General features: G+C 66.7%; 23 protein-coding genes, 1 tRNA gene and 1 pseudogene. 18 read left to right on the forward strand and 7 right to left on the reverse strand.

Going from position 1 to position 23,617, the window contains the following annotated elements:
* Positions 1-46 precede the first annotated feature (46 nt).
* Together ABZ789_RS12315 and lexA are read left to right on the forward strand one after the other, a co-directional pair.
* Positions 47-123 (forward strand) — tRNA-Leu (locus ABZ789_RS12315).
* A 39-nt stretch (positions 124-162) separates the two neighbouring features.
* Positions 163-825 (forward strand): transcriptional repressor LexA, encoded by a 663-nt coding sequence (lexA, locus tag ABZ789_RS12320; protein ID WP_358423957.1) that lies wholly within the window; start codon positions 163-165, stop codon positions 823-825.
* A gap of 27 nt (positions 826-852) precedes the next feature.
* Here lexA and ABZ789_RS12325 read toward each other — a convergent pair whose 3' ends face one another.
* Positions 853-1,686, reverse strand: a complete 834-nt coding sequence (locus ABZ789_RS12325) for a hypothetical protein (RefSeq protein WP_358423959.1) — start codon at positions 1,684-1,686, stop codon at positions 853-855.
* A 279-nt stretch (positions 1,687-1,965) separates the two neighbouring features.
* Between ABZ789_RS12325 and ABZ789_RS12330 the strand changes: the two genes are divergently transcribed.
* Positions 1,966-2,454 carry a hypothetical protein gene (locus ABZ789_RS12330; protein ID WP_358423961.1) on the forward strand — a complete coding sequence of 163 codons (489 nt, stop codon included), beginning with the start codon at positions 1,966-1,968 and terminating at the stop codon, positions 2,452-2,454.
* A gap of 116 nt (positions 2,455-2,570) precedes the next feature.
* Here the strand turns inward: ABZ789_RS12330 and ABZ789_RS12335 are convergent, their stop codons facing one another.
* Entirely contained in the window at positions 2,571-3,101 is a 531-nt protein-coding gene (locus tag ABZ789_RS12335) for a flavodoxin domain-containing protein (protein ID WP_358423963.1), read from the reverse strand.
* A gap of 438 nt (positions 3,102-3,539) precedes the next feature.
* Here ABZ789_RS12335 and ABZ789_RS12340 point away from each other — a divergent pair, with 438 nt between their 5' ends.
* The 10 genes from ABZ789_RS12340 to ABZ789_RS12385 all read left to right on the forward strand — a co-directional run bounded on the left by ABZ789_RS12340 (position 3,540) and on the right by ABZ789_RS12385 (position 11,572).
* The gene (locus tag ABZ789_RS12340; RefSeq protein ID WP_358423965.1) at positions 3,540-3,788 is read left to right on the forward strand and encodes a hypothetical protein; all 249 of its coding nucleotides are present in this window, start codon (positions 3,540-3,542) and stop codon (positions 3,786-3,788) included.
* Between the two features lie 2 nt (positions 3,789-3,790).
* Positions 3,791-4,996 (forward strand): cupin domain-containing protein, encoded by a 1,206-nt coding sequence (locus ABZ789_RS12345; RefSeq protein ID WP_358423967.1) that lies wholly within the window; start codon positions 3,791-3,793, stop codon positions 4,994-4,996.
* Between the two features lie 9 nt (positions 4,997-5,005).
* The gene (locus ABZ789_RS12350) at positions 5,006-5,902 is read left to right on the forward strand and encodes a sucrase ferredoxin (RefSeq protein ID WP_358423969.1); all 897 of its coding nucleotides are present in this window, start codon (positions 5,006-5,008) and stop codon (positions 5,900-5,902) included.
* 225 nt (positions 5,903-6,127) lie between these two features.
* Positions 6,128-6,430: an urease subunit gamma gene (locus tag ABZ789_RS12355; RefSeq protein WP_358423971.1), complete on the forward strand. Its 303-nt coding sequence runs from the start codon at positions 6,128-6,130 to the stop codon at positions 6,428-6,430.
* Positions 6,431-6,444: 14 nt separating this feature from the next.
* Positions 6,445-6,774: an urease subunit beta gene (gene ureB / locus ABZ789_RS12360; RefSeq protein ID WP_358423973.1), complete on the forward strand. Its 330-nt coding sequence runs from the start codon at positions 6,445-6,447 to the stop codon at positions 6,772-6,774.
* Positions 6,775-6,778: 4 nt separating this feature from the next.
* The gene (locus ABZ789_RS12365) at positions 6,779-8,479 is read left to right on the forward strand and encodes an urease subunit alpha (protein WP_358423975.1); all 1,701 of its coding nucleotides are present in this window, start codon (positions 6,779-6,781) and stop codon (positions 8,477-8,479) included.
* Entirely contained in the window at positions 8,479-9,174 is a 696-nt protein-coding gene (locus ABZ789_RS12370; RefSeq protein ID WP_358423977.1) for an urease accessory UreF family protein, read from the forward strand. The genes ABZ789_RS12365 and ABZ789_RS12370 overlap by 1 nt, the downstream gene beginning before the upstream one ends.
* Entirely contained in the window at positions 9,140-9,916 is a 777-nt protein-coding gene (ureG, locus tag ABZ789_RS12375; protein WP_358423979.1) for an urease accessory protein UreG, read from the forward strand. The genes ABZ789_RS12370 and ureG overlap by 35 nt, the downstream gene beginning before the upstream one ends.
* A 2-nt stretch (positions 9,917-9,918) precedes the next feature.
* Positions 9,919-10,650 (forward strand): urease accessory protein UreD, encoded by a 732-nt coding sequence (locus ABZ789_RS12380; RefSeq protein ID WP_358423981.1) that lies wholly within the window; start codon positions 9,919-9,921, stop codon positions 10,648-10,650.
* Complete coding sequence (locus tag ABZ789_RS12385) at positions 10,637-11,572, forward strand: energy-coupling factor ABC transporter permease (RefSeq protein ID WP_358423983.1); 936 nt, start codon at positions 10,637-10,639, stop codon at positions 11,570-11,572. Before ABZ789_RS12380 ends, ABZ789_RS12385 begins: the two co-directional genes overlap by 14 nt.
* 86 nt (positions 11,573-11,658) lie before the next feature.
* Here the strand turns inward: ABZ789_RS12385 and ABZ789_RS12390 are convergent, their stop codons facing one another.
* The 4 genes from ABZ789_RS12390 to ABZ789_RS12405 form a co-directional block, all read right to left on the reverse strand.
* On the reverse strand, positions 11,659-11,919 hold the full coding sequence (locus tag ABZ789_RS12390) for a hypothetical protein (protein ID WP_358423985.1): 261 nt from the start codon (positions 11,917-11,919) through the stop codon (positions 11,659-11,661).
* Positions 11,920-12,140: 221 nt separating this feature from the next.
* Positions 12,141-13,775: an anibiotic ABC transporter gene (locus ABZ789_RS12395; protein ID WP_358423987.1), complete on the reverse strand. Its 1,635-nt coding sequence runs from the start codon at positions 13,773-13,775 to the stop codon at positions 12,141-12,143.
* A gap of 14 nt (positions 13,776-13,789) precedes the next feature.
* Positions 13,790-14,722: an ABC transporter ATP-binding protein gene (locus tag ABZ789_RS12400; protein WP_358423989.1), complete on the reverse strand. Its 933-nt coding sequence runs from the start codon at positions 14,720-14,722 to the stop codon at positions 13,790-13,792.
* 54 nt (positions 14,723-14,776) lie between these two features.
* The gene (locus ABZ789_RS12405) at positions 14,777-15,289 is read right to left on the reverse strand and encodes a GNAT family N-acetyltransferase (protein WP_358423991.1); all 513 of its coding nucleotides are present in this window, start codon (positions 15,287-15,289) and stop codon (positions 14,777-14,779) included.
* Between the two features lie 465 nt (positions 15,290-15,754).
* Here ABZ789_RS12405 and ABZ789_RS12410 point away from each other — a divergent pair, with 465 nt between their 5' ends.
* Together ABZ789_RS12410 and ABZ789_RS12415 are read left to right on the forward strand one after the other, a co-directional pair.
* Positions 15,755-18,547, forward strand: a complete 2,793-nt coding sequence (locus ABZ789_RS12410; protein WP_358423993.1) for a cation-transporting P-type ATPase — start codon at positions 15,755-15,757, stop codon at positions 18,545-18,547.
* A 71-nt stretch (positions 18,548-18,618) separates the two neighbouring features.
* Positions 18,619-18,957, forward strand: a complete 339-nt coding sequence (locus ABZ789_RS12415; protein ID WP_358423995.1) for a hypothetical protein — start codon at positions 18,619-18,621, stop codon at positions 18,955-18,957.
* 12 nt (positions 18,958-18,969) lie between these two features.
* On the opposite strand, the gene ppsA is transcribed toward ABZ789_RS12415, so the two are convergent.
* A complete protein-coding gene (gene ppsA, locus ABZ789_RS12420) occupies positions 18,970-21,255 on the reverse strand; it encodes a phosphoenolpyruvate synthase (protein ID WP_358423997.1) in 2,286 nt (761 codons plus the stop codon).
* Positions 21,256-21,387: 132 nt separating this feature from the next.
* On the opposite strand from ppsA, the gene ABZ789_RS12425 reads away from it, so the two are divergent.
* The 3 genes and pseudogenes from ABZ789_RS12425 (at position 21,388) to ABZ789_RS12435 (ending at position 23,525) form a co-directional block, all read left to right on the forward strand.
* Complete coding sequence (locus tag ABZ789_RS12425) at positions 21,388-21,927, forward strand: ion channel (RefSeq protein ID WP_358423999.1); 540 nt, start codon at positions 21,388-21,390, stop codon at positions 21,925-21,927.
* A gap of 300 nt (positions 21,928-22,227) precedes the next feature.
* Positions 22,228-22,389 (forward strand): annotated as a pseudogene (locus ABZ789_RS12430) (WS/DGAT domain-containing protein); the annotation flags it as partial.
* A 239-nt stretch (positions 22,390-22,628) separates the two neighbouring features.
* Positions 22,629-23,525 carry a cyclopropane mycolic acid synthase family methyltransferase gene (locus ABZ789_RS12435; RefSeq protein WP_358424001.1) on the forward strand — a complete coding sequence of 299 codons (897 nt, stop codon included), beginning with the start codon at positions 22,629-22,631 and terminating at the stop codon, positions 23,523-23,525.
* The last annotated feature ends 92 nt before the right edge of the window (positions 23,526-23,617 follow it).

Genomic DNA, 23,617 nt, shown 5'->3' on the forward strand with positions numbered 1-23,617 from the left:
CGGTGTTCGTCCGCTTCACCTGATCCTCTACAGTGGTGTCCGCAACGCCCCCGTATCCCAATTGGCAGAGGAAACGGATTCAAAACCCGTCCAGTGTGAGTTCGAGTCTCACCGGGGGCACCACTGCCGCGGCCGCCTTCGGGCCGCCGATACCATTCGTCGATGACCGGTTACGACGATTCCGACCTCTTCGGTGGCCTCGACGCCTCCGCCCTCCCGATGCGCCAACAGCAGATCCTGGTCGCGATCCGGGACTGGATCGTCGCTCACGGATCGGCGCCGAGCACCCGCCGGATCGCCGAGTCGGTGGGTCTACGGTCGACGTCGACGGTCTCGAAGCACTTGAAGGCTCTCGAGGACAAGGGTTTCCTCCGACGGGGTTCCGCTGTGACCCGCCAACTCGACGTGCGGCCGTTCCTCGACGGTTCCGGCGGACAGCGATCTTCCGACGATACGGTGACCGTGCCGGTCGTCGGCGACATCGCGGCAGGTGCACCGATTCTCGCCGAGGAACACACCGACGACGTTCTCACCCTCCCCCGCGATCTGGTCGGCTCCGGTACGGTGTTCGCGCTGCGAGTGCGGGGCGACTCAATGATCGACGCGGCGATCTGCGACGGTGACGTCGTGGTCGTTCGCCGGCAGCACGAAGCCCACTCCGGTCAGATCGTCGCGGCGATGATCGACGGCGAGGCCACGGTGAAGGTCTTCCGGCGCCGAGGCGGCCACATCCATCTCGAACCCCGCAACGCCGCCTATCCCGTTCTCGACGGTGACGAGGCGGTGGTACTGGGCACGGTCGTGTCGGTGATGCGCCGCGTCTGACCCGCCTCTCGGCGGCCGGCCGTGGGGTCAGCTGCAGATCACGTCCGTGACAGCGGGCGGCAGGCCGTCGAGGAGAAGCTGCGCGGGTGCCCCGAGCAGCGGATCGCCGGCGAGCCAGGCGAGCGGAGCGCAGTCCTGCAGGCGAAGACCGGATTCCGGCCCGGGCGGCGTGCCCTCCGTGAAGGCACCGAGGACATGCTCGGTGAGCTGCGCCGCGGAGCCGTAGGTCGACGCCGCAACCGAGAAATCGGGCCCGAACGATGCGGAGGCGTGAAACGAACGATCGTTGCTCCATCCCCATTTCGTGCCGATCACCCCGGCGAGCAACGCCGTGCCGTAGTTCTGCGGATATCCGTCGGCCGCAGTGCCGTAGGCCGACGCCATCGCGGCGAGCACCGGCGAAGCAGGATCGGTGCGCTTCTTGGTCTCGAGATAGGTGACCATGTCGTGCGTCGAGGTGGTGCCGACCCCCCAATAGCCCGGTACGTAGGTGTCGGTGAGTCCGAACTCGGTTGCCGTCGACGAGATCGCCTGCGGGTATTTCGCGTGCAGGCGGTCGGCGATGGCATCGTTCGAAGCACGGATCATCTCGCTCGCGTCGGCGTGATCGGCCGGATCGCCGTGGGTGAAGACGTATTCCGCGAGGTAGAGCTTCACGATGGAGACACCGGCGCGCGATTCGTGCTCGTTCGCGGTTCCTGCCCGCACTCCGGTGGGTGTGTGTGCGAAGGAGATCTGAGTACTCGACGGAGCGGCGATCGCCCCGTTGCCGTCGACGACCGGAGCGGGAGCGGCGGTCGCGATATGGCCACCGAGCGCGGTGAGGGCCACTGTGGCGAGGACTGTAGCAAGGGGACGCATGTTCCCGACTGTAGTTCTCCGGTGTCCTTACCGCGCGCGAACGGTACTGCCGGTCGTTTCTGTCGGTCCCGTGTCCTACAGTTCTCGCGTCCGAAGACCCCTTCCGGACCAGCGATACGAAACGGATCCACCATGTCGATGCCCGTCACTCCGCCTGTCCGCCGGACGTGCTCTCACTCGGTCCCGCTGCGATCCCCTCGCCCGCAGAGCGAACGCGCCGTGCGGACGACCCGGTGCAGGACCACGATCCCCTTCGGACGCGACAGCGACGGCACGCCCGTGTCATGGGATCTCACGGCCGGACGCAACCTTCTGATCCAGCGCGACGAGCGCCGCTCGTCGCCGAGTGTGTCGCTCGATCTGATCGCCATGACGGTACTGACCTGTGACACCCACGAACTCGTCGTCGTCGATCCGCACCGTCGGCATCACTGGCTCGGGGAACCCGCCGCGATTCCGTCGAGTTCGTGCAGCTGGGCCGCCACGGCCGAACAGATCGCCTGCGCGGTGACCGGACTCGACACACCGCTCGCCGGACGACGACGTGTGCTTCTCGTTGCCGACCTGGCTGCGACGGTCGCGGCACTCGGCGTCGAAGGCGGGAAACGGCTCGCGGCGATCGCATCCGAGGCGAGCGAACGGCAGGTGCTGCTCGTCGCCACCGCAGCCGAGACGGATCCTCGCTGGTATCCGGCCGGGCTGATCGATGCGTTCGACGACATCGTGGCGCGGCCACGCGGACGTCGATCGACGCGACGTTCCCTCTGACCGACAGCGCATCCGGTGTCCCGGCGAGCGAACGATCTCGGGTCCACCCTGAGGAGCACGCGAGATCGCAGAACAGGACCCCGCCCCGTCGTCCGGCCCGACCGGAACACTCCTGATCACATCGGATTCTCGACGAGCTGGGTCCGGATACGTCCCGTCCACTCGTCGATGTCGTCCCAGTCGCGCGCATCGCCGTAATGTCCCCCCATCAGCCGGAAGACGATGCGGCCGAATCCCGGCCAGTCGCCGGGGGTGATCGCACCTGCGAAGAATCGGTGATCACACACATCCGCCACGGAACGCAGATCCTGCACCGCCTTCGGTTCCGGAGTAGCCCGACGCAGATATCTCGCCAGCCGGGGCGAGAGAGTCGTGCTCGTCGCCCCGACCGAGGAGACAGAGAATGCCCACACCGTGCGTCCCTCGAGTTCCGCACGCAACCGCTCGACCGTCTCGGCCGCCGCGGGCAACCATTGCCCGTTGTGGATCGCACTGCCGATGATCAACGCCTCGTACCTCCTCAGCGAATCGACCTCGGTCGAGTTCCGAAGTTCCACCGTGCCGCAGCCCTCGAGCCCCGTCGCGATTCGTTCGGCGACGCCACGCGTCGATCCTCCGGCGGTGGCGTAGGCGACCAGGACAGCCATGGCAGAGCCTTTCGACGGTAGCGCGGCAGGCATCCTTCGAGTCTTCAGTGTGTTCCTCGACCTCCCTTATGTCAGGGCCTTCGGGGGCCTGTTCCGAACAGTCGTGCCGCAGACACACCTGCGGTGTGCGTTTCATCTTCTGCGGGGCAGTGTGCGACCTACCCTGAACGAAGACGTGCAGGCTGTCCGAGCGATCGAGATCGAGTGCGGGGGCCGGATCGCCGAACTGAGGCCGGGATGCACGGTGAGGGTGGGTTGAGCCGCCCTCGTCCGGGATCGCTCCCACAGGTCACAACTGCGGTGTCTTTCGATGATGTCGGATACCACGTGTCGGCTGATTCGCCCGGATAAGCTGAACCACACGCGAAGAGCGGACCGGTATGGGGTTCGACGCCTCTCCGACACCGGTGCTCCGACCTTTCGATTTTGGGAGGAAGCATGACCGATTCACAGCAGGACCCGCACGACGACGAGGGTCCGGCGGACGGCGGCGCCGCCGGTGTGCCGGGTGTTCACGATGGCGGTGCAGATGGCGGTGCAGATGGCGGTGCGGACGGGGGCGCAGATGGCGGTGCCGACGGAGGCGCTGACGGCGGTGCGGACGGAGGCGCAGATGGCGGTGCGGACGGAGGCGCAGACGGCGGTGCCGACGGAGGCGCTGACGGCGGTGCCGACGGAGGCACCTAGGTGTGAGTACCCCTCGCACGGGCGCCGAGGAAACCGGCACCGAGGCAGGCGTCGGAGTTCTGGAAGCGCGCCTGATCGATATCGGCCGTGAAAGATTTGCATGCGAGGTCTGGGGCCGCACACCATTACTCACTCGTGGCGTCTGCGATTTCTCCGACCTGTGTTCATTCGAGGCGATCGACGAGCTGATCTCGCGACGGGGACTCCGCACACCATTTCTTCGTGTGGTCAAGGACGGGGTGACGCTGCCCGACTCGGCATTCACCTCCCCAGCCGGCGTGGGCGCCACCATCGCCGACCAGCTCGACGACACGATGCTGTGGCGCAACTTCGCCGACGGGGCGACCTTCGTCCTTCAAGCTCTGCACCGCACGTGGGAACCGGTCTCGAAGTTCGGTACCGAGTTGAGCACCGAGCTCGGACATCCCGTCCAGGTCAATGCATACGTCACTCCACCTCGGAGCCGAGGATTCGACGACCACTACGACGTCCACGATGTCTTCATCGTGCAGATCGAGGGAACCAAGCGGTGGGTGATCCACGAGCCCGTCCACCCGGATCCGCTGCGCCATCAGCCCTGGACCGATCATCGCTCCGCCATCGCCGAGGCCGCGACGAGGCCGGCATACATCGACACCGTGCTCGAACCCGGCGATTGTCTCTACCTGCCGCGCGGCTGGCTACACGCCGCCGAGGCACAGGGTGAGATCTCCATCCATCTCACAGTCGGTATCCACAGCTGGACACGCTATGCGCTGGCAGAGCACCTGACCCGGGCCGCACTCACCGCGCTGGGTGACGAACCCGAGATGCGCCGTGCGCTGCCGTTGGGCTTCGACACAAACGGAGACGAAATCGACTCTGTCCGAGAGCATCTCATTGCCGCCTTGGCTCGGTCCGACCCCACTTCGCTGCTCCACCGGAGCCGCCGAGAACAGGGACGTCCGGCGCCGCTGGGGCCACTCGCCCAACTCGCCGCCATCCGCGACCTGCAGCCCGAGACGGTCGTGCGACTTCGCGGCGGCCTGCAAGCGCGACTGGAAGATTCGTACCTGCACTCGCGTGTGGGCCGGTTCGCCGTGCCGGACGGTGACCTGCCGTGCGTCATACATCTACTCGACGGCGAACCTCATCTCGCCGAGACGCTCGGGATGGATCTGGTCGAACGCCTGCTACGCGCGGGGATCCTCATCCCCGTGGAACCCTGAGGGAACGCCGTGCCGACTGCCGAACGCTTCTTCTGCTCGGACGACGCCCGAACGCGCGGTGACCCGATGGCAGGCACGGCACCACGCGGCTTCGTCTGGGTTCTCATCGAGTACCGAGGCAGATGGCCGATCGACGGATTCGAAGGCCTCCATCTCCAGGCTGCGACCAAGAGACTCGTCTTGTCCGCCGCGAAGGCGGCACGTGCGCGAATACTGCTGGTCAAACGCCCAGGAGCCCGGCGGCACGACGGCCCCGACCGCTGGGCAGTGCTGCGCCACGAGAATTCGGGCGCCTTCCGTCAGCAGTGGGGCATGTGGAGTCGTGACGAGGATCTGGCGCAGATCGCCACCGCCCTCGGCCTTTCGGGAGCCCGCGGCGGTCCACCTGTCCTTCTGGTCTGCACCCACGGCCGGCACGACCCCTGCTGCGCCGTACGCGGACGGCCGGTGGCGCGTGCCCTGGCGGAGCGGCGGCCGGAGCAGGTCTGGGAATGCACCCACGTAGGCGGAGACAGGTTCGCAGCCAACGTCGTCATCGTGCCCGACGGAGTCTATTACGGCGGCCTCGATGCCGAATCATCCGTCGCGACCGTCGAGGAATACTTCTCGGGGCGAGTCCACCCCGATCATCTGCGCGGGTACACCGATCTGTTCCCGCCTCAACAGGCCGCGGTCACCGCCGTCCTCCGGCGCTTCGGTCCGGCCGGGCGCGGTGATTACACGATCGCCGAGAGCGTGCGCGACGGCGACTTCTGGCGGATCCGCATCGCCGGTCGCTCACCCCACCCGGAGTGTGTTCATGTCGAATTACATGCCCGCCGCTCCCCGCCATGTCGAACGACGTGTCGGGGGTCGGAAGCGACTTCGTTCACGGTGTACGAAACCACCTCGATTCGCACGGCCTGACGGATACCTGAACCAATGCCGAGCACAGGATCGGCCAGTGGTTCGGCACTGTCGACAACGACACCCCCTACTCCGACCGTTTCGGGGATCTCGCAGTGCGGCAGCGCTTCTGAGGCCGACGCGTCCGGATTTCTCCGCGATACGCAGGGGTAACGTCCGCGAAACAAGAGCCGCGCATGATCGGCATCGATTGCACGACCGCCGACTCGCACGAAAGAACGACGTATGCAGCTGACTCCCGCCGACACCGAGAAACTCCTTCTGGCCGTCGCCGGCATGGTGGCACGCGACCGGCGGGACCGCGGCGTCCGACTGAACTACCCCGAAGCCGTTGCCCTGTTGTCCACCTGGGTGATCGAACGAGCACGCGAAGGCGCCGACGTCGCCGACCTCATGATGAAGGGCCGCGAGGTCCTCGCCCGCGACGAGGTCATGGACGGCGTCGCCGAGATGCTGACCGACGTGCAGGTCGAGGCCACTTTCCCGGACGGACGCAAGCTGGTCACGATCCACCACCCGATTTCCTGAAAGGGAGCTCCGACATGGCATCCGGATCGATTTCGGGACCCGGAGCGATTCGCGTCGCCGAGGGCTCCCTCACCCTCAACGCGGACCGCTCCGACGACGAGCGCATCACCCTCGTCTTCCTCAACACCGGTGATCGCCCCATCCAGATCGGCTCACACATCCACCTTCCGGACGCGAATGCGGCCCTCGAGTTCGACCGCGAACGCGCGCAGGGCTTCCGCCTGGACATCCCGTCGGGGACCTCGCAGCGCTTCGAACCCGGCAGCAGCCGCGAGCTCGGCGCCGTCGCCCTGCGCGGGCGACGCGTCGTCCCCGGCATCCAGGTGCGGAAGCAGGAGGACTGAGAACGTGGAGATCACACGCGCCGAGTACGCGGCACTGTACGGACCGACGGTCGGCGACCAGCTACGCCTGGGCGACACCGACCTGTGGATCCAGATCGAGGAAGATCTCACTTTCGGCGGTGAGGAAGCCGTCTTCGGTGGCGGCAAGTCCATCCGCGAATCGATGGCCCAAGGCGTGACGACCCGGGCCGAGGGTGCTCCCGACACCGTCATCACGAACGTGATCGTGCTGGACTGGTCTGGCATCGTACGCGCCGACGTCGGAATCCGCGACGGCCGCATCGTCGCCCTCGGTCGCGCCGGCAACCCCGACATCGCCGACGGCGTGCACCCGAAGCTGCAGATCGGCCCGTCCACCGACGTCATCTCCGGTGAAGGTCGCATCCTCACCGCGGGCGCCTTCGACTCGCACGTGCACCTGCTGTCGCCGTCGCAGATCGTCGAGGCACTCGCCACCGGCATCACCACGATTGCCGGAGGCGGGACCGGTCCGTCCGAAGGCTCGAAGGCCACCACCGTCACACCGGGTCCGTGGCATCTGATGCAGATGCATCGCGCGCTCGACATGCTGCCGGTGAACGTGCTGTTGCTCGGTAAGGGCAACACCGTCTCCGCCGAGGGGTTGCGCGAGCAGGCCCTCGCCGGTGCCGCCGGGTACAAGGTGCACGAGGACTGGGGATCCACGCCGGCCGCCATCGATGCGGCGTTGCGCGCGGCCGACGAGCACGGACTGCAGGTCGCGCTGCACTCGGACTCGCTCAACGAGGCAGGCTTCGTGGAGAGCACGCTCGCCGCGATCGGTGGTCGCTCGATCCACGCCTTCCACGTCGAAGGTGCCGGTGGTGGACACGCCCCGGACATCCTGAGCATCGCCGGATTGCCGCACATCATCCCGGGCTCGACCAACCCGACATTGCCGCACACGGTCAACACCGTCGACGAGCACCTCGACATGCTGATGGTCTGCCACCACCTCAACCCGGCCGTGCCGGAGGACCTTGCGTTCGCCGAGTCCCGGATCCGGGCCACCACCATCGCGGCCGAGGACATCCTGCACGACATGGGCGCCCTGTCGATCACCTCGTCCGACGCCCAGGCGATGGGACGCATCGGTGAGGTCATCACCCGCACCTGGCAGGTCGCGCACGTGATGAAGAACCGGCGCGGCAGCCTCGACGGCGGCATGCCCGCCGACAACGAACGGGCCCGTCGCTACGTCGCGAAGTACACGATCAACCCCGCGATCGCGCACGGCGTCGACCACGAACTCGGTTCGATCGAGGTGGGCAAGCTCGCCGACCTCGTGCTGTGGGATCCGAAGTTCTTCGGCATCCGGCCGTCGCTGGTCATCAAGGGCGGATCGATCGCCTGGGCCGCGCTCGGCGACCCCAACGCGTCGATCCCGACTCCGCAGCCCGTGCTGCAGCGACCCGCTTTCGGCGATGTGCTCGCTCCGCACACGTCGGTGTCGTTCGTCTCCCCCGCCGCCCTCGACGACGGCCTGGAAGACCGGCTCGGGTTGCGTCGCACGCTGCTGCCGTTGCGGCCGACCCGGCACATCGGCAAGGCCGACATGAAGCAGAACGACGTGTTGCCGCGCATCGAGATCCGCGCCGACACCTTCGACATCGACATCGACGGCGAGCGGGTCGTTCCGGCTCCGGCCACCGAACTGCCGCTCGCGCAGCTGTATTCGATGTTCTGATGCTGCCCGACACTCTCTCTCCCACCACGGTGCTGCTCCTCCTCGCGGACGGACGCGCGCCGGTCGGCGGGAACGTCAACTCGGGCGGGCTCGAACCCGCGCTCCAGGGTGGGATGTCGCCGACCGAGGTGCGTCGCTTCCTCGTCGCGCGGTTGCGCACCTCGGCGGCGGTCGAGGCCGGTGTCGCCGTGGTGGCCCGGCACGCGGTGGTCTCCGATGCCGGAGCCATCCTGGCGCTACGGATCGACGAGATCGACGACCACTGGGCGGCGCGCACACCGGGCCCGGCCCAGCGCGACGCGTCCCGGCTGCTGGCCCGCGGCTATCTGCGGCTGGCCCGGAACCTGTGGCCCTCGCCCGTTCTCGACGATCTCGGTGCCCGGACCCCGCGACCGTCGCGGGGACTGGTCGTCGGGGCCATCGCGGCGCTCGCGCGCATCCCGGCGATCGATACCGCACGACTGGTGCTGTACGAGGAGGCGCAGGCGATCGTCGCGGCTTTCCTCAAACTGCACCCCACAGACCCGGCCACCGGTTCGAGATGGGCGCTCGAGGCCTGCGCCCATCTGGAACCGCTCATCGCCGAGCTGTCCGCCCTCACCGATCCGGCGGACATCCTGGCAACCGGTGGTCCCCAGACCGAACTGTGGGCCGAAGCCCATGCATCCGCTCCAGAAAGGCTGTTCCGTGCCTGAACACACCACCACCCGTTCGCTCCGTCTCGGCGTCGCCGGTCCCGTCGGCACGGGCAAGAGCTCGCTGATCGCGACCATCTGCCGCACCCTCGCGTCCGAACTGCAGCTCGGCGTGATCACCAACGACATCTACACCGACGAGGATGCCCGCTTCCTCCGTTCGGCCGGTGTGCTCGACCCCGAGCGCATCCGCGCGGTGGAGACCGGGGCATGCCCGCACACCGCGATCCGCGACGACGTGACCATGAACCTGCTGGCCGTCGAGGATCTCGAACGCGACTTCGCGCCGCTCGATGTCGTGTTGGTGGAGAGCGGCGGCGACAACCTGACCGCGACCTTCTCCCCCGCGCTCGTCGACGCACAGATCTTCGTTCTCGATGTCGCCGGCGGTGGCGACGTCGCCCGCAAGGGCGGTCCCGGCATCAGCCGCGCCGACCTGCTCGTGGTGAACAAGACCGATCTCTCTCCCTACGTGGGTGTCGACGTGCCGCAGATGGTCGCCGATGCCGAAAAGGCCCGCGAGGGTGGACCGGTGCTGGCGCTGTCGCGGACCGACGCCGCATCCGTGCAGGCGCTCGGCGACTGGGTGCGCGAGATGCTGACAGCTCACCGCGCCGGCTCGCACACCCCTGTCGATCCCGGTCCGATGGCTCCGCACTTCCACGCCGACGAGGACGACGACCACGGTCACGGCCATGGGCACGGCCACGGCCACGGCCACGCCGCACACACGCACGACTGATCATGTCCCGCACCACGATCCGCATCGATCACGCACCGATCCGAGCGCGACTGACCCTGCGGCCGGGCATGCTCGTCCCCCGCACAGTCGAGGTCGGGCCGGACCGAGCGCGGGTCGCCCTTGTCGCCGCGGGCGCATTGTTGCTCGGTGGTGATTCGGTGACGGTCGATGTGCACGTCGACGCGGGGTGCACGCTCGAATTGCAGGACATCGGCGGCACCGTCGCCTACGACGCCGACAACCGGCTGTCCCGGTGGGACGTGCGGATCACGGTTGCCGAGGGCGGCGCCCTCGTCTGGGACACCTTCCCGTTCGTGATCGCCACCGGCGCCCGTGTGCACCGCGACACCCGGATCGAACTCGCCTCCGATGCCGCCGCGAGCATGCGGGAGACCCTCGTCCTCGGACGCCACGGAGAAACCGGGGGTGCGATCCGCAGCCGGACATCGGTCACCGTCGATCGTCGTCCGCTCTTCGTCGAGGAGTTGTACGCGCACGGCGCGTTCCCCGAACCCGGGATCCTCGGCTCCGCTCGGGTGCACGACGTCATCGCGACCTATGGGCGACGCGCCGAGGGCGACGGCGTGGTCCAGCTCGAAGGGCCCGGCAGCCTGCTGCGGTTCCTCGGCGCCGCCGCCCACTCCTCGCCGCTCGAGTCGACCTGGCGATCCTGGCGCTCCACACACGTTCATCCGTCCACCCTCGAAGGGAGTCTCACCCATGCACGTCCCTGACCATTTCCTCCCCATGAGCGCCACCGCGCCCGCTGCGGCGATCGCCACCGGTGCGGTCGTGCTCGCCGCCACCGCCGGACGCCCGCGCATCACCACCCGAGACACCCTTCTGGGCGGCACGACCGCAGCGATGATCTTCGGCGCCCAGATGGTCAACTACCCCATCGCCAGTGGCGTCAGCGGCCACCTCATCGGCGGCGCGCTCGCGACCGCGCTCATCGGGCCCCGACTCGCGCTTCTCGCGATGACCGCCGTGGTCGGTGTACAGGCATTGCTGTTCGGGGACGGCGGGGTCAACGCCCTCGGTGTGAACGTGCTGCTGCTGGCGGTACTGCCCGTCCTCGTCACTGCCACAGTCCGCACCGGTGCCGAGCGGCTCGGCCTCGGGAAGCTGACGCGGACCACCGCTGCCGTCGGCGCCGGTCTGTCCGTGCCGGTGAGTGCCGCGATTCTCGGCGCCGCATACTCGGCGACCGCCGGTACCGGCGCCGCAGCAGCATTCATCGGCGATCTGACCGCGGTCCACCTGGCCATCGGCCTCGGTGAAGCTCTCATCACCGCCGCTGTGCTGAGCGTCGTGATGGCGTTCGCACCCGGGATCGCGGCGTGGGACGCGCGATCCTCCGTGACCCCCGTTGCCGTCCGGCGGGGGCTCGCGGCGATCGGTGGCCTGGGCGTGGTCAGTGCCTGTGCGCTGGCTCTCGTCGCATCCGGCAGCCCGGACGGTCTCGAGCACATCGTCGGCGCCTACTCGTTGCCGGTCGGTGACGCCGCCTTCGCCGGTCTTCCCGGCCTCGCCGACTACGGCACGCTCAGCGGCACCGAATTCCTCGCGGCACTGACCGGGCTTGCCGTGACCGCGGTGCTCGGTGCTGCTCTCGCCGCGATGGGCCGTCGCACGCCGGTCCGCCAGGGCGCGTAACAGTCATCTCGGAATCCTGGTCGAACGGTGTGGTCACTGACGTGGCCGCACCGTTCTGCGTTCTGCGACCGACGCACTTGCCGAGGTCAGGCCTCCTCCAGCGCTTCGCCGATCCCCTGGAGAATGCGATGATGGTGCACCTCGGCCAGGAGATGACCCGTAGTGATGGCAACCGCCACCGGCCACTCGAGCAGTTCCAGCGCCACCAAGGCGCCGATGCCTGCCAGGTAGGCGAGTTGCTCGGGTGGCGGGAGGCTGAGGCGCCCTACGCCGGGCAATTCCACCACGAGGTGCTCGGCCTCGCGTAGTCGTTCGAGGGCGGGCCGATGCTCTGTCACCGCCGGCATCGTGGCAACCATGGTTTTCCCTCTCGCTGCCGAACTTGCAGATGAGGAGTGTCCCTGAACCGGTCTCTCCGGATGGTCATCCGGTGAGGAGTCCGCTGACGACCTGACAAGTCGGCTCGTCCGTTGGGTCTACAGAATCGACGGTAGACCCGACGGCCGTGCCCGGAAAGGGACTCGGTTCTGTGAGTCCACTGTGCCGGGTCGAGAGCGGTTCGCGTTTGTCATCGGAGGACGAGGTCGCGACGGCGCATCGCGGACACCCCCGCCGCAGCGGTCACCACGGCGAGAGCCGACAGCACAGCGAGTGGCATGACGAGGAACCGCTCCGCCGGCATCGAGGGCACGTGAGTGAAGGGCGACAGGTCGAGCACGAATTGTGGAAGATCGAGCACCACCCCGAGTTGCCCGATTAGCACCCAGACCGCAAAGAGCCCCCACGCGACGGCGGCGCCGTGCCCCGGTATCACCCCCACGCACAACACGGCCGCGGCCGCGACGAACGAGATCGCCGGCACGTACACCAGCGCTGCGGGAAGCAGATCGGCCAGCGGCCCGGTGAGATCGTCGATCGCCGCGCCATATGTCACTGCCACCACGAGACCGACGAGGAACTGCAGGATCAGCACCCCGATCAGCACGACTGCGAAATGGGCGAGCACCCAGGGCACCCGTCCCAGCCCGGTGGTCAATACCGACTCGACTCGTCCGGAGGTCTCCTCACTGTGCAACCGCAGAACAGACTGCACCGCATATCCACTCGTGAACAATGCCATCATGAGGAAGGTCATGGCGAAGTAACCGTCGGTCAGCGCCTCTGCCCCGCCCCCGAGCTGCTCGACGAGGTCGGCGACTCCGCCGCCCTCGTCGAGGAAGTTGTCCATTTCATCGGCCACGCTGCCGTACGTGGCAGCCAGGATCACGAGACCGACCGCCCACCACAGCAGCGTCGTTCGCTGCAGTCGCCACGCGAGACCGAACGCGGTCGGCAACCGATCCGCCGCACGGGCAGGACCCGGACGCGGCTGCACCAACCCGGCACCGAAATCCCGACGCTCCGTCAAGCCGTACGCGACTGCGATCATCACGATCACGAACAATGCGAACAGCTGCAGAACCCACCACGCGTTCACGTCGAAGGGACGGATCTGCTGAGCCCACCCGATCGGTGACAACCACGACAACCACATGCTTGTGACGCGGACACCGGACGGATCGACCGTGCCGGCGCTGTCACCGATCGCCCGCAGCAGAAATGCTGCGCCCAGGGCGGCACCGGCCAGCCCGTTCGCCGCGCGGGCACCTTCTGCGATCTGGGCGGTCACGGCTGCGACAGCCGCGAAGGAGATGCCTGCTGCGCCGGCCGCGAGACCGAGTGCCAGAGATCCGGCGGGAGGCAGACCGTAAGCGACGGACACGACCGCCAGCAGGACCACCAACACCAGATTCGCGCCTACGGCAACAGCCAACCCGGCCGTGAGCATCGCACGACGACCGACGACGTTCGCGCCCACGAGTTCCGCGCGGCCGGTCTCCTCGTTCTGCCGCGTATGCCGCACCACCGCCAGCGTGCTCATCAGCCCGGCGGCAAGCGCCACGAACAACAGTGTCTGGGCGGTGACGACCGCACCGAGGGTGTCCCCCGAGACCAAGCCGTTGGTGGCGAGCACCACGGGCGAGACCGCGGAGCTCACCGCAAGCACATGCAGGTCGTTCTGGGTCGGATACAACCCCTCGATGCTCGAGACCGACACCGCGTAGACCACCGTGATCGCCGCCAGCCACACCGGCAGTTGCACTCGGTCACGGCGCACGGCAAGTCGGATCAGGTCTCCGGTACCGACGAACGAGCCAATCACAGTAGATCCGACTCTCATCGAGGAACGGTGGACGTACCGGGTGCGTGGTGGTGCTCACCCGGCAGATCGTCCCCGTAGTGCCGCAGGAACAATTCTTCGAGCGTGGGCGGAGCACTCGTCAGCGAAGTCAGGCCGAACGTGAGGAGTTCTCGCAGGACTCGCTCGAGGTGCTTGGTGTCGACTTCGAAACGCACGTGGGATCCGTGCACGTCCAGATCGTGAACTCCCTCGAGGGTTTCCAGACCCACCGCAGGGCGAACGGTATCGGCGGTCACCGAGGTGCGGGTCAGATGGCGCAGTTCGGTGAGCGTGCCCGACTCGACGGTACGACCGCGACGGATGATGGTGACCCTGTCGCACAGCGCTTCCACTTCCGCCAGGATGTGACTCGACAGCAGCACCGAGCAGCCTCGAGCAACCACATCGCGCACACAGTCGCGAAAGACCTCCTCCTTGAGGGGGTCGAGGCCGGAGGTGGGCTCGTCGAACAGGAACAGTTCCACGTCCGAGGCCAGGGCTGCCACGATGGCGACCTTCTGCCGGTTTCCCCGCGAATACGTCCGCACCTTCTTCGTCGGATCCAGTTCGAATCGCTCGAGAAGATCGGCACGCCGTCTCTCGTCCAGGCCTCCGCGAAGGCCCGCCAGCAGGTCGATCGCCTCACCGCCGGTGAGATTGGGCCAGAGATTGACGTCGCCCGGCACATAGGCGAGCCGCCGGTGCAGCGACACGGCCTCACGCCAGGGATCGCCACCGAGGAGTGATATCTCCCCCGAGTCGGCGCGGAGCAACCCGAGAAGTACGCGGATGGTCGTGGACTTTCCAGCGCCGTTGGGTCCCAGAAAACCGTGCACTTCCCCGGGCCGGACCTCGAGATCGAGCTCGTCGAGCGCACGGGTGGACCCGAACGTCTTGACGAGCCGACTCACCGCCACTGCGGACGACACGGTGGACAGGCTACTCGCTTTCCTCTGTGCAAGTGACGCATTCGGTACTCCGAATCAGCGGACTGCGCCGACGATCAAGTTTCGGAGATCTTGCTCCCCACTCGGATCCGCAAGGTCGATCCGCACCTCCACGACGGGCCCCGAGGCGTGTTCGTCCCACGACCAACCCAGATCCTCGAGCACCCGGAACATGGTGGTGTTCTCGGTCAGCACGAACGCCGTGAGATGCCGGATGCCACGTCGCCAGGCGATACCCACCAGGCGCTGCAGCAACGTGGTACCGACTCCGTGGTGTTGGAAGGGATGACCGACAGCAACGGCGCATTCCGCCGTGGCATCACCCGAATCCGCCTCGACGACGGTGTAGTTCGCGACCCCGACGAGCGTTCCGTCGTCGAAGGCACCCAGACTGACGTGCCGGTCGTCCTGACGACAGAGCATCTCCACGAGATCGTCGAGGTGCCGGGGGACGAGCGTGAAGAAGCGCATATAGGTGTCGCGCCTGGTGAGGTGCTCGTGCAATGCGCGAACGCGATCCTCATCCTTCCGCTCCAAGGGACGAATCACCAGGTCAGCACAGACGATGTGTGGCGGAGTAGTTCCCATCGAGTACATCCTCTCCCCGCTGATCGACATTCCTGTCGGATGTCGGACCACCTCATGGACGGATGCTCACGTGTTCGCACATGAACATCGCGGCGCCGGCGGTTGCGCATCGGTTCGACGTCACTGGACCCACAGTAGGCGGGCATTGTCCTTCGGACCCGCGGACCCGACTCTAGGACACCTGTCCACGAGTACACGATCGTGCGCTTCGGTCTGCTCGAACGACGAGACGTATGTGGAACCACCTACCGTGCCGGAGTACCGGTAGACAGGTGGGTATCGATCACCGATCCCCAGGACGTGTCGGTGGGCAGTTCGACACCCCAGGCAACCGTTGTGGGGGACACTTCCTTCAGGACCCTGTTCCCGAATCTTCCCTGTCTGTCCACGGCCACGCGACAGTGCGGCGCCGAAGAGGGAGAGGCCATGACAGCCGCAACGACAGGCGAGAACCAGCACGATCCGCCCGTCGATCCACTCGAAGCACTCGACCGCCTCTTACGGGACCTGCGATCGTCCCGTACCGGCCTGTCCACACGCGAGGCGGAGCGGCGCATCGGCCTGCACGGCCACAACGAACTGGTACGCCGCAGGAGCGAAGGATGGCTGCGGGCCCTGACCCGGCAACTCCTCCATCCGCTGGCGCTGCTGCTGTGGGTGGCCGCCGTGCTGGCAGCATTGTCGGATTCCATTCCTCTGGCCATCGCAATCGTCGTGGTCATCGTCCTCAACGCCGCCTTTGCATTCGTGCAGGAACGCCACGCAGACCAAGCGGTCGAAGCACTCGCCGCTTATCTGCCCCAACGGGCCCGAGTGCTGCGCGACGAGACCGAGACGGAGGTCGACGCCCGGGAACTCGTGCCCGGTGACGTCATCGTGGTCTCCGAGGGGGACCGGATCTCCGCCGATGCACGCCTGCTCGACGGGGAGGCAGAGATCGACGCGTCGGCGCTCACCGGAGAATCCGTGCCCGTGCGGGTGACCGCCGACAGCGGCGACAGTCGTGTCCCTCTGATCCATGCGCAAGACGTCGTGTTCAGCGGCACCAACTGTGTCACCGGCGAAGCAACGGCGGTGGTGTTCGCCACCGGCATGAAGACCGAACTCGGCCGGATCGCCGCGCTGTCCCAAGGGGGTGGGCATCAGGAAAGCCCATTGGAGAAACAGGTCAAGCGTGCCGCCCGGCTGATCGCCATCGTCGCCGTGGGCATCGGCGCCGCGTTCATTCCGCTCGGCACCCTGCTGACCGGACTGTCGCTCACCGAGTCGCTGAACTTCGCGATCGGACTGATCGTCGCCAACGTACCCGAGGGCCTGCTCCCCACGATCACCCTGGCGCTCGCCGTGGGGGTACGCCTGCTGGCGCGGCAAGGAGCCCTGGTCAAGCGGATCTCGGCAGTCGAGACTCTCGGATCGACGAATGTCATCTGCACCGACAAGACCGGCACCCTCACCGTGAACCGGATGACCGTCACGCAGGCGTGGACAAGCGATGGAGTCGCCGATTTCGATCCCACCCGGCCACTTCCCACAGCGAGCTCCGTCCTGCAGCGACTCATCGCGGCGGCGGTGTGGTGCAACAACTCCGAACTGGCGGAATCGCCGCGACCCGAGGGGGAACTCGCCGAGAGCCCCGGTGTGGGTGATCCCACCGAGATCGCTCTCCTCCAGGCCGCCGAGCGTCTGGGCGTCGAACCGCGCCGCAACAAGGACGACAGGCTGGCACAGTTCCATTTCGATCCGAACCTGCGACGGATGTCGACGGTGGACCGCGTCGGCACAGCGACCGTCGTACACACCAAAGGCGCACCCGAGGTGGTACTCGCCCGCTGCACTCACGTCGCCACCACCACCGGCACCAGACCGTTGACGGACGAGGAACGCAGGACGATCGAGGCCCTCATCGCCGACTGGGCACGTCGCGGGCGGCGCCTGCTGGCGATCGCCGAACGTCCTCTCACCCCTTCCGAAGTTCCCGAGAACCTGTCCCGAGAGGAGGCCGAGAAAGGTTCGACGCTCCTCGGTGTAACGGCCATGATCGATCCACCTCGCCCCGAGGTACCCGAAGCCGTGGACCGATGCCATTCGGCTGGAATTCGCCTGATCGTCGTCACCGGCGACCATGCGCTCACTGCCCGCGGAATCGCCGAGAGCGTGCACATCGGAAAAGGTGGTCTGCGCGTGATCGGCGGAGACGAGGCGGACGCGATGTCCGACGGCGAACTCGACGCTGCCCTCGCAGGTGATGACGAGATCGTCTTCGCACGCAGTTCACCGGAGACGAAACTGCGCGTCACCGATGCCCTTCAGGAATCGGGTCATATCGTCGCCATGACCGGAGACGGCGCCAACGACGCGCCGGCCCTGCGACAGGCCGACATCGGAGTGGCGATGGGCCGCTCCGGCACGGACGTCGCGCGGGAAGCTGCCGTCATGGTGCTCGTCGACGACAATTTCGCCACGATCGTCGGCGCCGTCCAAGCCGGACGGCGCGTCTACGACAACGTCCGCAAATTCATCGTCTACATATTCGCGCACGCCACACCCGAGGTCGTGCCCTTCCTCGCCTATGCCCTCACCAGCGGCGGGATCCCCCTGCCGCTGACCATCATGCAGATCCTCGCCATCGACCTCGGCACCGAGACACTTCCGGCCCTGGCGCTCGGACGGGAGAAAGCCGAACCGGACCTCATGCAACGTCCCCCTCGACCACGCACACAGTCGGTGATCGACGGCCCGATGCTCGCACGGTCATGGGGTCTGCTTGGTGGCGTCTCCGCTGTCCTGGTGATGGGCCTGTTCTTGCTCACCCTGGTCGACGGTGGATGGACCTTCGGGGCCGACACCAGCACCGGAGCATTGCACGATACGTGGAGGGAGGCGACGACGATGACCTTTCTCAGCATCGTGGCCTGCCAGATCGGCACCGCGATGGCCTCTCGGACCAGCCGCAGCTCACTCGCACAGATAGGATTCACGACGAATCGAATGCTGCTGTGGGGCATCGCCTTCGAGGTCGTATTCGCGGCGGCGGTCGTGACCCTCCCCCCATTGCAGATCGTCTTCGGCACCGAGGTGCCGGACCTGTGGTTACTGGCCCTGCTGGTCCCGATGCCGGTCATCGTGTGGGGAAGCGACGAGTTGTTCCGATGGTGGCGCCGGGATCGGAAGCAAGCACGGTTCGGTCATACCCACCCAGCTCAGGCGTCACCGGTGTAATCCTCTCGGGAAGAAGGTCACCGCCGAATCTCGGTTGTCGCGTCACCGAGCGGAGAGGAAGGGGGATCCGCATGTCCGACGACACGGAGACCTTGCAGGTGGAACTGGAGGAGGTCGGCGCCCGCCACTGGTGGGCTGCGCTTCTCGCGACACTGTCGTCACAGTCGGGCAACGCCTACATGCGGTTCGTCGGGGTCGTGGACGGGGAGCCACGTTATAGCGGCCCAACCTTCCCGGTACCTCGTGGATGGGGAACGGACCCCCCACGCGAGAAATGGGCTCCGGGACTGGGAGAAAGTCTCGCCGAGCTGGAGCGGCAGATCGAGAGCGACGGATGGAAGCAGGTCGATCACGGATCCGAGAGGTGGGAGCTGACCTATCGCCGCCCGGTCACCCGCCCCGCAAGATAGCGGACCTCGACGTTACCCCTCGCCACGGCGAGCGTGTTCGAGGAGAATCCGCTGTTCCGCTCGCGCCACGGTCCGCCTCGTCTGCGCCGCTGCGTCCGGCGTGACCGACACCGAGGTGATACCGCGCCGCACGAGATGTTCCGCGAGGTCGGTACTCGTCGACACCGCGTGCCCACACAGGGAGGTCGTCAGTCCGGCAGCAGAGGCCTTCTCCACGATATGGTCGATCGCGTCGAGTACGGCCGGGTCGAGCGTGTCGAACAGGTCCTTGCACATCTCCGAGTCCCGGTCCACACCGAGCATCAACTGCGTGAGGTCGTTGCTCCCGATGGAGACGCCGTGGATGCCGAGCTTCGCGTACTCCGGTAGCCAGTAGACGACCGAGGGAACCTCGGCCATGATCCAGCGCAGCATACGCTGGTCGGAACCGAGAGGATGCCGGTCGAGCTGCTCGAGGCATTCTCGCAGCTCCCAGCGGGTGCGCACGAACGGAATCATCAGGTGCACGTTGGGGTGTGTGCTGCGAACGTGATGCAGCACATCGAGATCCAGCGAGAACAGCTCCGGATCCCGCACGTATCGGAAGCACCCGCGGTAACCGATCATCGGGTTCTCTTCGTGGGGTTCGACCTCGCCTCCTTCGAGGTCGGCGAACTCGTTGCTGCGCAGATCGATTGCGCGATACACCACCGGACGTGGCGCGAATGCCGCCGCGATCTTCGCGACGCCTCCTGCCATCTTCTCCACGTACTCCCCACGACGTCCCTGGGCGATCATGTGGGAGGGATGCTCGCCGGCGAGTGCCTCGGTGATCATGAACTCGGCACGCAGCAGACCGACACCGTCGACATCCGAAGCGGCGACGGCATCGGCTGCGTCGGGGGTCGCGAGGTTGACGTACACCGCCGTCGCCGTGACGGCGGCAGCCTCTGTCACCGACGCCATCGGCGCGGATACCGTCGTGGACGGACGCTCGTCGGTGTGGACTGCTCCGTCGAACACCACCCCGGCGTTGCCGTCCACGGTGATCACCTGTCCGTCACGCAGGTCGGTAGTGGCGGTACGTGCGCCGACCACCACGGGCTTACCGAGCTCACGTCCGACGATGGCCGCGTGACAGGTGATGCCACCTCCGTCGGTGACGATGCCGCCGGCGCGCCGCAGGATCGGCAGCCAGTCCGGCCGTGTCATGGGCGCCACGATGATCTCGCCGTCGGTCAGACGCTTCCCGTCGGTGAGTTCGTGCAGTATCCGCACGCGGCCGGTCGCCGTTCCGGGGCCGGCACCGAGGCCGATCAGCAAAGGTTGCGCTTCGCTGTCGTCGGACGAGCCCGCGGACGACGACTGTTCGAGGGTCGTGATCGGGCGGGTCTGCACGATCCACAGCTCGTTGTTCTCGAACGCGAACTCGAGATCCTGAGGCCGCCCGTAATGCTCCTCGACTCCCGCGGCCAGGCGCGCGACCCGCCCGAGCTGATCGTCGTCGAGCACCCGGGTGGCGCCGGCCGGATCGACGGCGACGCGACTGTCCCCGGTGTGCGTCGAGGCGATCCGGAACTCCTGATGACCGAGATGCACATCGAGCACCTCGAAGCTGTCCTTGGCGACGACGTAGGTGTCGGGTTCGACCTGTCCGCCGACGACGACCTCGCCCAGCCCGAGCGCCGCCTCGACCACGATACGGTCGAGCTCACCGGTGCGGGGGTCGGCGGTGAATGCAACACCGGACGACTCCGACTTCACCATCACCTGGACGACCACGGCGATGGACGGTTCGTCGGTCACCCCTCGCAGACCTCGGTAGGTACGGGCGCGTTCGGACCACAGGGACGCCCAGCATTGCTGAACCGCACGGACCACCGCGTCGGCGCCGATGATATTCGTGTAGGACTCGTGGATCCCTGCGAACGAGGTATCCGAGGCATCTTCGGCCGGTGCGGAGGAACGTACCGCGACCGGTACGTCCGGCCCGAGACTCCGGTAGGCGGAGACGATGGCCGCCCGCATCTCGTCGGGGACGGGTGAATCGGTCACCAGAGCCGCGAGCGCGGCGGACGTGCGGATGAGCGTGGCGTCGTCGATGTCGGGCGCCGGCACCGCTTCGGCGGCAAGTTCTGCTCGTACCCCGGCGGCCTCCATCGCGTCGAGATAGGCATGGGTGGTGACGGCGAACGCAGCGGGTACCGGAAAGCCTGCGCGGGTCATTTCTCCGAGATTGGCGGACTTACCTCCGACCGTTGGTGCGTCCTCGGCGCCTACCGCGTCGATCGGTCGGACCCACAGGTTGTGTTCGGCCATCGATGACTCCCCACGCTTTGCCGCCCCGCGTCGACCTTTCCGGGCCGGATCGGATACTCGATCTTCCCCTCGTCGTTTCGACGATATCGAATACCGTGGGGTGAAAGTCCGCATTCCGGAACAGGAATCATCATGGGCGATTCCCCGCGAGTACCCGACCCGCGGGAACGGAGACGGTTGATCCTGAGCGCGGTCGTGCGCCCGACGTTCACCGCCTTCGTACTGGTCGGTGCTTATTTCGTGGTTCCTTTCGAGCATGTCCGCAGCATTTCCGAGATTCTGACCCTCGTGGGGGGCTGTACAGCGGTCCTGCTGGTCGGCTGGTGGCAGATCCGCCGGATCCTCGCCTCGGAGTATCCGGCGCTCCAGGCGGTCGAGGCACTCACCACGACCGTGGCCCTGTATCTCGTGGTATTCGCAGCCCTCTATCTCAGCATGTCCGTGGCACGGCCGGACAGCTTCACCGAACCGTTGTCCCGCGTCGACGCCCTCTACTTCTGCCTGACCGTGTTCTCCACGGTGGGATTCGGGGACATCACCGCTGCGACCGGGACCGCACGGGCCGTCGTGTCTGCGCAGATCGTCGCAAATCTGGTTCTGCTGGCGCTCGGGATCCGCTTGGTCACAGCAGCTGTGCAGTGGCGTCGTCGCAGTCGCGGGGACGACGGATAAGCATTACCGCCATCCACTTCCGCGATGGAGCAATTCGGGCAGTAATCCTCGTCTTGGTGGCAAATCGGACGTTCACACTCGGCACACCCCGAACGAACGGGATGCAGGCGCCGTGGGCACCGTTGGATGCTCCGGATGGCCCACACTCGACCCCACCCACGCTCGATCTTCCGGACGCCGCGATGCACGCAGCGCGGACTGTGTCGGCCGAGGCGACCGGCTTCGTGCCTGCCCTCGCAGGAACCGTGCATCGAGCACTGCGTGGGCGAGGCGGATCTCACCCACAATCGCGGTCTTCCCCGGCCACCCTTCAACGTGATCGTCTCGAACGTGCCGGGATCACCGGATCCTTTGTACTGGCACGGCACTCGCGTCGATGCGGCGTATCCGCTGTCCGTGCCCGTAGACGGTCAGGCCCTGAACATCACGTGCCCCAGCACCGCCGACATCATCGCCCTCGGACGCGCCCTCGACATCAGCTCCGTCGGCGGAGGAACGTCCGCCTGTGCCGGTTGAGTCCACGCAGCGTCGAACAGCGCGCCCTGTGATCGGGAACCGGACATCTGTGCCGCAATTCGCCGTTCTGCTGTGGCCGGGACTGTGCCGGATCACTATTGAAAGGTCACGGTGCACTCTTCGGCGGACGCATCCGGCGCCGACACCAGGACTCTCGTACCACTGCTTACGGAGAGTAGGTCCGAATGCAGAAGCTCACCCCCTTCTATGAGAAGGTCCAATCCCACTACGACCTGTCCGACGAATTCTTCGAACTGTTCCTCGATCCCACCCGCACGTACAGTTGTGCCTTCTTCGAACGCGACGACATGACCCTCGAGGAAGCCCAGCTCGCGAAAGTCGACCTCGCCCTCCGGAAGTGCGACCTCCGACCCGGAATGACGCTGCTGGACATCGGCTGCGGATGGGGTTCGACGATGCTGCGGGCGGCGGAACGATACGACGTCGACGTCATCGGTTTGACGTTGAGCCGCAACCAGTACGAGCACGTCTCGGGCCTGCTGTCACAGATGTCGTCCGGTGGCCGTAGTGCCGAGGTCCGCTTGCAGGGGTGGGAGGACTTCGACGAACCCGTGGACCGGATCGTGAGCATCGGAGCCTTCGAGCATTTCCGCCGTCAGCGATACGACACCTTCTTCGACCGCACCTCGAACATTCTGCCCGACGACGGCCGAATGCTGCTGCACACCATCGTCGGCCATTCCCGCGACCAACTCGAGACCATGAAGGTGCCGGTCTATCGCGAGGACGCACTGTTCCTGCGCTTCATCCTGAGAGAGATCTTCCCCGGAGGGCAGCTCCCCGAACGGGATCTGGTCATCACCGGCGCACAACGTCACAACTTCTGGGTGCAGAACATCGAGTCTCTGCAACCGCACTACGCCCGTACCCTCGACATGTGGACGCGTGCCCTCGAATCCCGTCATGACGACGCCGTGCGAATGGCGTCCGAAGAGGTCTACCAGCGGTACATCAAATATCTCACCGGCTGTGCCGAGAATTTCCGGCGTCGCCTCATCGACGTCCAGCAGTTCACGCTTGTGAAGCAGCAGCGATCGCGAGGACCGGGCGACGAACCGTAAGCCCGTTCACCGACCTGTCGCGACCGGCCCGGGGCGGAACGAATCCGGTGACGCCGCATGCCGATTTGCTGCCCAGGTAGGCGGTGGATCGG

This window comes from Rhodococcus sp. NPDC047139 (genome assembly GCF_040643435.1).
Taxonomy (GTDB): domain Bacteria; phylum Actinomycetota; class Actinomycetes; order Mycobacteriales; family Mycobacteriaceae; genus Rhodococcus.